This window comes from Polaromonas sp. (genome assembly GCF_029945925.1).
Taxonomy (GTDB): Bacteria; Pseudomonadota; Gammaproteobacteria; order Burkholderiales; family Burkholderiaceae_C; genus Polaromonas.
This window is the reverse complement of the sequence record NZ_JAQSDN010000069.1, coordinates 1-10,678: the sequence shown is the minus strand read 5'-3', so window position 1 is coordinate 10,678 and position 10,678 is coordinate 1. Positions and strand designations below refer to the sequence as shown.

Sequence of the window (10,678 nt, the reverse complement as noted above, 5' to 3'; positions counted from 1 at the left end):
CGACCGTCAACGCAGCAAGGTGCTCTTTGGCCAGGGCTTATTCAGCGTAGCCTTAACGCTCCTTGTGTTGACAATGAAAGCGCTGGGGCAAGGCCAGTGGCTCACGTTAACTTGCGTAGAGATCGGCGATTGATGGAGGAACGCCCTCCATCCTCGCTCAGTTCCTCATCGACGTTGAGCTGCCGGAGCTGGAGATTTCTCGATCAGTCGGTCTTTGCAGCCGATGCACCGCAGTGTCCCTTTGCCCCAGCTCCTCCACCATACAAGCACCGCAGGCTGCCCCGGAGCGAAGCGCAGGGGACCCAGACCATCGGGTCGCCTTTCTTTTCCTTAGGTTTCTTTGGCGAAGCAAAGAAAAGTAAGTCGCCCGCCGGGGCGAGACCCGGCTTGCTGGCGTACCTTCACGTTGGAGGTGTTCAGGAATCGCTATGAATTAAATAGCTACCAACGCACGCACACCAAGGGTTGTAGCTAAAAATCATTCTCAAGCATGAGGAGCTTTGGCTTTCCGGTAATTCCACCAAGGCAACATCGCCCGCAACGACAACACCTTGCCGCTCTGCGCGTGGTCGCCGCTGTAGCCGGGCAGTCCGGCCAGCGTTGTCTGCCAGTGACTGCTCTGCAATTCTTTGAGCAGCGCCTGCACCTGGGGCTGCGGCAGTTCGGACTTCAGGCAGACCAGGTGGTAACGCTCCTGGACCAGCGGCACAAAGCCGAGGTCTTTTTCGCGCGCTGCGGCCTCGATGCCCAGGCCGGCATCGGCACCGCCGCTGGCAATGGCCTGCGCGACCGCGCCGTGGGAGGGCTCCTGCGTGTTGTAGCCTTCGATGCCGTCCGCGTTCAGGCCGGCCTGCGCGAGCAGCTCGTGGAGCAGCACCCGCGTGCCGGTGCCTGCGGCGCGGTTGACATAGCGGATGCCCGGCCGCTTCAGGTCGGCCATGCCGGTGATGGCCAGCGGGTTGTTCTTCGCCACCATCAGGCCCTGCTGGCGATGCGCGAAACCGATCAGCTTGTGCTGGCCGGGCTTGAGCAGGCTGCGGTAAGTCAGCGCCGCCACCGACTTGTTGCCCGGCTGCTCCAGGGTGTGAAAGCCGGCCATCATGCAGCGCCCGGCGTTGAGCGCCGCAATCGCGTCCACGCTGCCCATGAAACGGATGTCCAGGTGCAGGCCGCGAGCGCCGGTCTGTTCGCGCAGTGCGCTCAGCGCCGCATCGTGGCTGGCATACAGCGTGAGCACGTGCGCCTCATCGTCAAAGGCGGTGGAGAAGGCCCGCTCGATGTCGCCGCGCAGCGCCTCGATCTGCGGTGCCAGCCGGGCTTGGGCCTGGCGCTCGGCCCACAGCAGCTTTTCGCCAAACTCGGTGAGCTGGGCGCGCTGGCCCTTGTCCCAGACAATCAGCGGCCGCTGCAGGGTCAGCTCCCACTTTTTCAGCGCCCCCCAGACATGGCGGTAGGACAGGTCGAGCGCGCGTGCCGCCTTCGAGATGGAGCCCTGCTCGCGCACGGCGTGCAGCAGGTCCATCAGCGGGTTGCGGATCAGCGTGTCCTTGCTGCGCTCGGGCGTCAGCAGGTAGGAGAGTTCGACTTTGTGCATGGGGTGGCAGAAGGGTGTGCTGATTATGGTCGCAAGGCCGGATGCGTCTTTGCTATGCAATCGGCTTCATAGCTCGTCATTCCCGATGGTGACCCACGGCTTTCGCTTCTACGATAAGGTCACAACTTTTTCTTTTGCATGAACACTTTCCCGGACAGCGTCGGTACGGCGTTCTCGCTCATCGTTTCCCTCGATCCCCTGTTGGCGAGCATCGTGTTCCGGTCGCTGGCGGTCAGCGCCTGTGCCTGTGCGATCGCCTGCAGCGCCGGGCTGCTGCTCGGGGCCTGGCTGGGTGTGGCACGCTTTCGCGGCCGCGGCATCGTCCTGACCGTGCTCAACACGCTGCTGGCCCTGCCGTCGGTGGTGGTCGGGCTGGTGGTGTACCTGCTGCTGTCGCGGTCCGGCCCGCTGGGTTTTCTCGGCTGGTTGTTTTCCTTCCAGGCCATGGTGCTGGCGCAGGCCGTGCTGGTGCTGCCGGTGGTGACGGCGCTGGTGCGCCAGACGATTGAGGACGCCGACCGCCTGCACGGCGAGCAGTTCCAGTCGCTGGGCGCGGGCAAGGGCATGCGCAGCCTGCTGCTGCTGTGGGACGAGCGGTATGCGCTGCTCACCGTGCTGATCGCCGCCTTCGGCCGCGCGATCTCCGAGGTCGGCGCGGTGATGGTGGTTGGCGGCAACATCGACGGCTTCACGCGCGTCATGACCACCGCGATTGCGCTGGAGACCAGCAAGGGCGACCTGCCGCTGGCGCTGGCGCTGGGCCTGCTGCTGCTGGCCGTGGTGCTGCTGCTCAATGTGCTGATCGCGCTGCTGCGGCGCTGGCGCGAGCGGCTCGATGACGGCTTGCCGGAGACGCCCCACCTGCTGGTTCCCGAGGCCGGAGGGGTGAAGCCGTGAGCGCGCTGTTCGAACTCAAAGCGGTCGATGTGCATTTCGGCCGGACCCGCGCGTTGGCCGGGTGCGCGCTTTGCATTCACGCGGGTGAACGGGTGGCCCTGGTGGGGGCCAACGGCAGCGGCAAAAGCACGCTGCTCAGAACACTGCATGGGCTGGTTCCGCCGACGCGCGGCACGGTGTCTTCAGACCCATCGGCGCGCCAGGCCATGGTGTTTCAGCGGCCCTACATGCTGCGTGCCAGTGCCCTGAACAACGTGGCGCTGGGCCTGTGGCTCAGGGGCGTGCCCTGGAAAGACGCCAAAGCGCAGGCCCTGCCGGCGCTGGCGCGTGTCGGCTTGACGAGCGTTTCCCACCGCAATGCCAAGGCCCTGTCAGGCGGACAGCAGCAGCGGCTGGCGCTGGCACGCGCCTGGGCGCTGCAGCCGCAGGTCCTGTTGCTCGACGAGCCCACCGCCAGCCTGGACCCGGCGGCCAAACGCGAGGTTGAAACCCTGATGACCGAGTTTGCCGACGCCGGCATGACGCTGGTGTTCAGCAGCCACAACCTGGGCCAGGTCAAACGCCTGGCCAGCCGCGTGATCTACCTCGAGCACGGCCAACTGCTGGCAGACCGGTCGGTTCATGATTTTTTCAACGGCCCGCTGCCGCTGGAAGCCGGGATGTTTGTCAAAGGAGAACTTGTATGAAACCCGCACGCATCCTGTTCCGGATGTTCAAGTGTTTTAGGGTTGCAGCCCTTGTACCCATTGCGCTGGCAGCTACTGTTTCCATAGCACAGCAAAACACCATCGTGATGGCCTCGACGACCTCGACCGAGCAGTCGGGCCTCTTTGGCACGCTGCTGCCGGCCTTCAAGCAGGCCAGCAGCATAACCATCAAGGTGGTGGCCCTGGGCACCGGCCAGGCCATCGACATGGGCCGGCGCGGCGATGCCGACCTGCTGTTTGTGCACGACCAGGTGGCCGAGGAGAAAATCATCGCCGAAGGTTTTGCGCTCAAGCGTTATTCGGTGATGTACAACGACTTCGTGCTGATCGGCCCGGCTGCCGATCCGGCCAAAACCAGAGGCAAGGACATTGTTGAAGCTTTGAGAAAAATCAGTGCGACCAGCGCCCCCTTTGTCTCGCGCGGCGACAAAAGCGGCACCCATGCCGCCGAGCTGCGTTACTGGAAAAGTGCCGGCGTCGACAACCCCCAGTTTGCCGGCTACAAGGCCTGCGGCTGCGGCATGGGCCCGGCGCTGAACATCGCTGCCAGCTCGGGCGCCTACGTGATGGCCGACCGCGGCACCTGGCTGGCGTTCAAGAACCGCGCGGATCTGGCGGTGCTCGTGGAAGGTGATACACGCCTGTTCAACCAGTACGGCGTGATGGTGGGCAATCCCGCCAAACACCCGAAAGTCAAGGTGGCCGAGGCGCAAAAATTTGTGGACTGGGTGATCTCGCCGGCCGGCCAGGCGGCGATTGCCAGCTACAGGATAGGCGGCGAGCAGCTGTTTTTTCCCAACGCAACGAGGTAACCGGCCGGAGGCGCTGCTCTTTACAAGCAGGGGCCGCGGATCCGGCTTTGCCGGTCCGCAGGCGCAGCGCCCCCGAGGGGCTGGAGCCTGCGGCTCCAAACCTGCTTGAGCAGGTTTGGACAGGCGACAGAGGCGAAGCGTCTCGCGAGCCGCGGCCTGCAAGGCCTCGAGAGCGACACGCAGTGCGCGAACGTGGGGGCTCTATGTTTCAAGCAGGGGCCGCGGAACCGGCTTCGCCGGGCCGCAGGCGCAGCGCCCCCTCGGGGGGCAGCGCAGTACACGAAGTGACAAGCGTGGGGGCTCTATTTCAGCGGAGCACACCCAGCGCAAACGGCAGGCTGAACATGCCGAGCAGGGTCGACAGGGTAACCAGGCCGGCCACATAGGCGCCGTCGTAACCCATGCGGGCCGCCAGCACGTAACAGCTCGACGCGGTGGGCAGGGCCGAAAACGCCAGCAGCACGGTGGTCTGCACCGGCGACAGGCGAAACACCCAGGACAGGCCCAGGGCGATCAGCGGAATGAAGAGGTGGCGGATGGCCAGCAAGGCCACTGCCAGGGTTTTGGCTTTGGCCAGCTGGCCGAACTGCATGCCGGCGCCGGCAGCCATCAGGCCCAGCGCCAGCGAGGCCGCGCCGATACGGGTCACGGTAGGCTCCAGCCAGACCGGAATCTGGAAGCCCGCCAGGTTGGCTGCGAGGCCGGTGGCAGTGGCAATGATCAGCGGGTTGCGCACGAGTTCGCGCATGAAACCCAGCCTGGCATGGCGCGCCATGGGCCAGACCGCGCCGACATTGAACAGCGGCACACAGACGCCGATCAGCACGGCAATCAAGAGCAGGCCTTCGGCCCCGGCCAGCCGTTCGGCCAGCGCCAGTCCGATGAAGGAGTTGAAGCGGAAAGCCACCTGCGCGCTGGCCGCGTGCTCCCGCCTGTCAATGTGCGCCCCCAGCCAGGGCAGGTGCGGCAGCGAATAAGCCAGGGCAATACCGAGCACGCCCATGCTGAGCCCGGCCGCAATCAGGCTGGAAGCCGCGCCCAGATCCAGCGGGCTTTTGACGATGGACTGGAACAACAGGACCGGAAACAGGAAGTAATAGACCAGGCTTTCCACCTGCTGCCACACCGTACGGTTGAGGGCGGTGTAACGGCACACCAGGTAGCCACACAGAATGAGGGAGAAATCCGGAAAGAGAAGTTGGGCGTAATTCACCCCGGCAAGAATAACCGCAATGGCCGCAAAGCCTGGGAGGCTGCGCGGCAGAAGGCGTCGAAGCGAAAAGCGGCCCCAGCGAGGACAGTTTTTGCCGGATTTGCAGCCCCATAGCCGTCGCTATGGGGCAATAAGCCGGTGAAAAATGGACCGCTGCGGTCGCTTTGCAGCCGACGATCCTTCTGCCGCGCAGACTCCTAGGGATTGCCCTTATGCGTAATCCACAACAAGGTGGCACGGTGCTTGCGTTTACGATAGAGGCTGTCCACTTTCTATTGCAAGGAAAATCGTTATGCAACGCCGTTATCTGCTCACCCTTTCTGCACTGACGCTGGCCACGGCCGCGGCAGGTTCAGCCCTGGCCCAGTCCTACCCGAACAAGGTCGTCAAGCTGCAGGTGCCGTTTGCACCGGGCGGCACCACCGACATCGTCGCGCGCGTGATCTCCGAGCCGCTGGGCAAGGCCCTGGGGCAGACCGTGATCATCGAGAACAAGGCCGGTGGCGGCGGCGTGGTCGGCGCGCTGGAAACCGTGCGTTCCGCGCCGGACGGTTATTCGCTGGGCATGGCGACGGTGTCCACCACGGCGGCCAACCCGGCCATCAACACCAAGATCCCGTACAACCCGCTGACGGACTTCACGCCCATCATCAACATTGCGGCCACGCCCAACATCATCGCGGTGCATCCGAGCTTTCCGGCGCGTAACTACAAGGAATTCATCGCCGAGATCAAGAAGAACCCAGGCAAGTACTCTTACGCCTCGTCGGGCACCGGCGGCATCGGCCACCTGCAGACCGAGCTGTTCAAAAGCCTGAGCGGTGCCTTCATCACGCACATTCCCTACCGCGGTGCGGGCCCGGCCCTCAACGACACGGTGGCCGGCCAGGTGCAGATCATTTTTGACAACATTCCCTCGGCACTGCCTTTCATCCAGCAAAAACGCCTGATCCCCATCGTGGTTGCAGCGCCCACACGCCTGGCGGTGTTGCCTGACGTTCCAACCTTCAAGGAAGTCGGTCTCGAGCCGGTCAACCGCATGGCGTATTACGGCATTCTCGGCCCCAAGGGCCTGCCGAAAGAGGTGGTCGACAAAGTCAGCGCGGCCACGCTCAAGGCCCTGCAGGACCCGGCGGTGCGCAAGCGCATTGAGGACACCGGCTCCATCATCGTCGGCAACACGCCCGAGCAGTTCGCTGCCCAGATCAAGGCCGAGTACGAGGTCTACAAAAAAGTGGTGACCACCTCCAAGCTGTCGCTCGAATAAGTGCCGGCCGGGCGGTTGGACCGCCTTTCCCGCGTTTTACGCCAGCCCCGCCAGCCCCGCCAGCCCCGAGCCGGCGGGGCTTCTTTTTTGCAGTGAATCAGTTTGGTCAGTTTGTTATCGTTGCGCCTATGAATCCCCAGAGCCAGTCCAGCATTGATGCCTTTGTCGACGCCATGTGGCTGGAAGACGGCTTGTCCAAAAACACGCTGGCCGCCTACCGGCGCGACCTGTCGCTGTATGCGCTCTGGCTGGGCGCGAAAGAGCAGGGCGGGCGCCGGCTCGACGACAGTTCCGAGCGCGACCTGAACGCCTATTTTTCGGCCCGGCATGCCAGCACCCGGGCGACCTCCGCGAACCGGCGGCTGACGGTGTTCAAGCGTTACTTCCGCTGGGCCCTGCGCGAGCGGCTGATCAACGCCGACCCGACCCTCAAGTTGCAGTCGGCCAAACAGGCCCTGCGTGTGCCCAAACTCATGTCGGAAGCCCAGGTCGAGTTGCTGCTGGCCGCGCCCGACAGCGACACGCCGCTGGGCCTGCGCGACCGCGCCATGCTGGAGCTGATGTACGCCAGCGGCCTGCGCGTGAGCGAGCTGGTGGGGCTCAAGACCTTTCATGTCGGCATGAACGAAGGGGTGCTGCGCGTCATGGGCAAGGGCAGCAAGGAGCGCCTGGTGCCCTTCGGCCAGGTGGCGCGGCAGGCGATCGAGCACTACCTCGCCGAAGCGCGCCCCGCGATCCTGGGCGGGCAGCAGACCGACGACCTGTTTGTCACCAAACGCGGCAGCGGCATGAGCCGCGTGATGTTCTGGATGCTGGTCAAGAAACATGCGCTGCGGGCGGGCATCACCTCGCCGCTGTCGCCGCACACCCTGCGCCATGCCTTTGCCACCCACCTGCTCAACCACGGCGCCGACCTGCGCGCGGTGCAGATGTTGCTGGGCCACGCTGACATCTCCACCACCACCATCTACACCCATGTGGCGCGCGAACGCCTGAAGGCGCTGCACGCGCACCATCACCCCAGAGGATAGGCCCCCACGGTCGCTCACTGCGAGCCTGCGGCAACTCCCTGCCCCTTGCACTGAGAAAGGGGCCGCTGCGCCTGCGGCCCGGCGAAGCCGGTTCCGCGGCCCCTGCTTGAACAAGAGGGCTGCCGGGGCTGCGCTTGGGGAACGGGGCGTGGCGCGGGGCAAAATGCTTGCATGTTCACATCAGGAAAATTCATGTCATTGATCCCATCACGCCGCCGACTGCTGGCCCTGCCTGTGCTTGCGCTGTGCGCCGCTTCGCTCCCTTCGTTTTCAATCGCCCAGGCCGCCTGGCCGGCACGTCCCATCCGCATCGTGGTGGCGTACCCGCCGGGCGGCCTGAGCGACAACATCGCGCGGGCGCTGGCCGACAAGCTGGCCGTGCAGCTGGGAACACCGGTGGTGGTGGAAAACCGGGCTGGTGCGGGTGGCAGCATCGGCATGGACGTCGTGGCCAAAGCCGCGCCGGACGGCTACACCATCGGCTTTTCCTCAATCAGCCCGCTGGTGCTGAACCCGCACCTGGGCAAGCTGCCCTTTGACCCGGTCCGGGACATTGCCCCGGTGGCCAGCGTGATGTATTCGCCGGTGGTGCTGCTGGCCACCTCTGCTTTTGAAGGCAAGGACTTCAAGGACCTGCTGGCGGCGGCGAAAGCCAGACCCGGCAGCATCCGCTGGTCCACCTCGGGTCTGGCCACGGTGGGCCACATCGTGCTCGAGCAGGTCCAGAACGGTGCCAAAGTGGAAATCACCCATATCCCCTACAAAGGCGGCGGCCAGCAACTGACCGACGCCCTGAGCGGACAGTTTGAAGTGATCACCACCAACCTCAGCGGTGCGGTGATGCCGCACATCCAGTCCGGCAAGCTGCGTCCGCTGGCGGTGGGTGCACCGGCGCGGGTGGAGGCCCTGCCGCAGGTGCCGACCTTTGCCGAGCTCGGTTTTGCACCGGCCAACCTGAGCTCGCTGTTCGGTGTGTTTGCGCCTGGAAAAACACCCGAGGCCGTGCTGACGAGCCTGAACACCGAAATCAATCTGGCACTGAAGACGCCCGAGCTGCGCAAGCGCCTGCTGGGCGCCGACAATGTGCCGACGGGTGGCAGCGCCGCCGAGTTCGGGCGGCAGATTGCGCAGGAGTCGGACAACAACGCCCGCATCATCAAGGCGGCGCAGATCAAGGTTGACTGAAACCCGGGGGCGCAGAATGCTATTGATTCAATAGCTGCCTGCGCCCGTCGTATAAGGGCTGGAGGCCAATTTTATTAAAAATTGCCGAAAGGCAACCGGCTCAACCCGGTGCGCTGTCCGCGCCGGCAGTCTGCGCATACATGTAGTCGCGCCGGAAGGGGTAGCGGCTTTTCGCTCCCTTGATGGCTTCGTCTGCCATGGATTCAGCCGGGCGGGTGGCCAGCATCTGGTGCAGCGAGAGCCAGCCCTGCTCGAAACTCATGGCGCTGCCGGCCAGGTAGAGGCGGTAGGCGCGCAGGATTTTTTCGCCGCGCTCGCTGCCGCCGCTGCCTGTGGCCAGCACCTGCTGCGCCGAATCCAGCCGGGCTTCCAGCGCATCTGACCAGTCCCACAACGTGCGCGCATAGTGGGGCCGCAGGTTTTCCGTATCGACCATTTCCAGCCCGCCGCGCGCCATGTGGTTGAGCACGTTGCTGACATGCAGCAATTGCCCGCCGGGGAAAATGTATTTCTCGATGAAGTCGCCCATGCCCGCGCCGAGCTGGTCGTTGTCCGGCCCGCCGGCGGTGATGCCGTGGTTCATGACCAGCCCGCCCGGTGCCAGCAGGCGCCGGATCTTGCTGAAGTACGCCGTCATGTTGGCACGGCCCACATGTTCAAACATGCCCACCGACGAAATCTTGTCGAAGGGCCGGCTTTCATCGAGTTGGCGGTAGTCGCACAGCTCCATCCGGACCCGGCCCTGCAGGCCCTTGTCGGCGATCAGGCGCTGCACATGCGCGTGCTGGTTCTTTGACAGCGTGATGCCGGTGGCCTGAACGCCATAATGCTCGGCCGCCCACAGCAACAGGCCGCCCCAGCCCGCACCAATATCGAGGAAACGTTCACCCGGCTGCAGCATCAGCTTGCGGCAGATGTGGTCGAGCTTGGCTTCCTGGGCCTGGGCCAGCGTCATGCTGTCGTCCCGGTAGTAGGCGCAGGAATAAACGCGGCGCGGGTCCAGCCACAGGGCATAGAAGTCGTCCGAGACATCGTAGTGAAACTGGATCTGCTCGGCGTCTTTTTCCGGCGTATGCGCCCGGAGCGTCCGGATCTGGCGCTGCAGGGTGTTCCACCAGCCGGCGTCGATGTGAACCGGGTTGGCCGGCAACAGGCTGGCCGCCACCGCCATCACGTCGCGCATGCGGCCTTCCAGATGCAGCTTGCCCTCGACAAACTCCTCGGCAAGCGCGCCGATCTGGCCGGCGCGCAGCCGGGTCAGGCTGGACCAGTGGGAAAACAACATCTTGACCGGGGCGCCGGGCGGGCCGAGCACCTGGCCCGCGGGCAGCTGCACGGCCAGCGGCGACGGCAGGCGCACGATTTTCGACTCAATGTGGGGAACGAGATGCCGGATCATTGCCAACCCTCCTCTGAGACTTCTGCGACCAGACGGTCTGAAACCGAAATATTACTCAATCGTGCGCCAGCTTGCCGGTGTTCCGTGCCCTCGCGCCGTGGGAAAAATTCCCGATTCAGTGTCAGCCGCCCCGGACCCCGGCGCATTGACATGTATCAAGCCGGCGGGCATGCGGGCATGCGGGCATGCGGGCGGCTGCCGTTTCCCGGTTCAGGTGCCCAGCCGGGCCAGTTCGGCCTCGTCAAACCCGGCGGCGCGCCGGGCGGCCAGGTTGAACGGGCCTCTCAGCGCAGGCGCCTCATACCGGGCGGCCAGTTCGGCGTAGGTGGCAACCGGGTCGAGCTGGCGCTGCCCGCACAATGCCGGTATTGGTCGCATCTTCAAATGCAGGACAAACCCATGGTCGTAATCCTGAATGAGGCAGTTACGCAGCTTGGCCGGATGCTCCGGTTTCATGCGTCAGTATCTAGCGAAAGGCTAGAGGCGGTGGTTGAACCTATACGGCAGAGTCAGTTCGAATGAGCCTGTCAGAAATTTTGTGTGTGAGGCATAACATGTCACGAAGGAACATGA

9 protein-coding genes and 1 pseudogene are annotated in these 10,678 nt (G+C 64.5%); 6 read left to right on the top strand and 4 right to left on the bottom strand.

Annotation, left to right across the window (positions count from 1 at the left end):
- Nucleotides 1-484 precede the first annotated feature (484 nt).
- On the bottom strand, nt 485-1,594 hold the full coding sequence (locus PSV40_RS22315) for a substrate-binding domain-containing protein (RefSeq protein WP_300542062.1): 1,110 nt from the start codon (nt 1,592-1,594) through the stop codon (nt 485-487).
- Nucleotides 1,595-1,732: 138 nt separating this feature from the next.
- Between PSV40_RS22315 and PSV40_RS22310 the strand changes: the two genes are divergently transcribed.
- Genes PSV40_RS22310 through PSV40_RS22300 form a run of 3 tightly spaced genes read left to right on the top strand, consistent with a single transcriptional unit; the run spans nt 1,733 to nt 4,010 of the window.
- Entirely contained in the window at nt 1,733-2,491 is a 759-nt protein-coding gene (locus PSV40_RS22310; RefSeq protein WP_300542060.1) for an ABC transporter permease, read from the top strand.
- Nucleotides 2,488-3,177 (top strand): phosphate ABC transporter ATP-binding protein, encoded by a 690-nt coding sequence (locus tag PSV40_RS22305; protein ID WP_300542058.1) that lies wholly within the window; start codon nt 2,488-2,490, stop codon nt 3,175-3,177. Before PSV40_RS22310 ends, PSV40_RS22305 begins: the two co-directional genes overlap by 4 nt.
- A gap of 23 nt (nt 3,178-3,200) precedes the next feature.
- Nucleotides 3,201-4,010, top strand: coding sequence for a substrate-binding domain-containing protein (locus PSV40_RS22300; protein WP_300542064.1), 810 nt, complete (start codon nt 3,201-3,203; stop codon nt 4,008-4,010).
- A gap of 307 nt (nt 4,011-4,317) precedes the next feature.
- On the opposite strand, the gene PSV40_RS22295 is transcribed toward PSV40_RS22300, so the two are convergent.
- Nucleotides 4,318-5,223 carry an AEC family transporter gene (locus PSV40_RS22295; RefSeq protein ID WP_300542056.1) on the bottom strand — a complete coding sequence of 302 codons (906 nt, stop codon included), beginning with the start codon at nt 5,221-5,223 and terminating at the stop codon, nt 4,318-4,320.
- A 292-nt stretch (nt 5,224-5,515) separates the two neighbouring features.
- Here PSV40_RS22295 and PSV40_RS22290 point away from each other — a divergent pair, with 292 nt between their 5' ends.
- The 3 genes from PSV40_RS22290 (at nt 5,516) to PSV40_RS22280 (ending at nt 8,706) form a co-directional block, all read left to right on the top strand.
- Nucleotides 5,516-6,490 (top strand): tripartite tricarboxylate transporter substrate binding protein BugE, encoded by a 975-nt coding sequence (locus tag PSV40_RS22290; RefSeq protein ID WP_300542054.1) that lies wholly within the window; start codon nt 5,516-5,518, stop codon nt 6,488-6,490.
- Between the two features lie 128 nt (nt 6,491-6,618).
- Entirely contained in the window at nt 6,619-7,521 is a 903-nt protein-coding gene (gene xerD / locus PSV40_RS22285) for a site-specific tyrosine recombinase XerD (RefSeq protein ID WP_300542052.1), read from the top strand.
- Between the two features lie 192 nt (nt 7,522-7,713).
- A complete protein-coding gene (locus tag PSV40_RS22280; protein WP_300542050.1) occupies nt 7,714-8,706 on the top strand; it encodes a tripartite tricarboxylate transporter substrate binding protein in 993 nt (330 codons plus the stop codon).
- 100 nt (nt 8,707-8,806) lie between these two features.
- Here the strand turns inward: PSV40_RS22280 and PSV40_RS22275 are convergent, their stop codons facing one another.
- Both PSV40_RS22275 and PSV40_RS22270 read right to left on the bottom strand, forming a co-directional pair.
- Entirely contained in the window at nt 8,807-10,105 is a 1,299-nt protein-coding gene (locus tag PSV40_RS22275; protein WP_300542048.1) for a class I SAM-dependent methyltransferase, read from the bottom strand.
- 210 nt (nt 10,106-10,315) lie between these two features.
- Nucleotides 10,316-10,468: pseudogene (locus PSV40_RS22270) on the bottom strand (DUF455 family protein); the annotation flags it as partial.
- Nucleotides 10,469-10,678: the final 210 nt, after the last annotated feature.

Bases quoted from the DNA above. Each gene is read 5' to 3' on its own strand.
- PSV40_RS22280 (WP_300542050.1), top strand. From the start codon at position 7,714: ATGTCATTGATCCCATCACGCCGCCGACTGCTGGCCCTGCCTGTGCTT.
- PSV40_RS22300 (WP_300542064.1), top strand. From the start codon at position 3,201: ATGTTCAAGTGTTTTAGGGTTGCAGCCCTTGTACCCATTGCGCTGGCA.
- PSV40_RS22310 (WP_300542060.1), top strand. From the start codon at position 1,733: ATGAACACTTTCCCGGACAGCGTCGGTACGGCGTTCTCGCTCATCGTT.
- PSV40_RS22315 (WP_300542062.1), bottom strand. From the start codon at position 1,594: ATGCACAAAGTCGAACTCTCCTACCTGCTGACGCCCGAGCGCAGCAAG.
- xerD (WP_300542052.1), top strand. From the start codon at position 6,619: ATGAATCCCCAGAGCCAGTCCAGCATTGATGCCTTTGTCGACGCCATG.
- PSV40_RS22290 (WP_300542054.1), top strand. From the start codon at position 5,516: ATGCAACGCCGTTATCTGCTCACCCTTTCTGCACTGACGCTGGCCACG.
- PSV40_RS22275 (WP_300542048.1), bottom strand. From the start codon at position 10,105: ATGATCCGGCATCTCGTTCCCCACATTGAGTCGAAAATCGTGCGCCTG.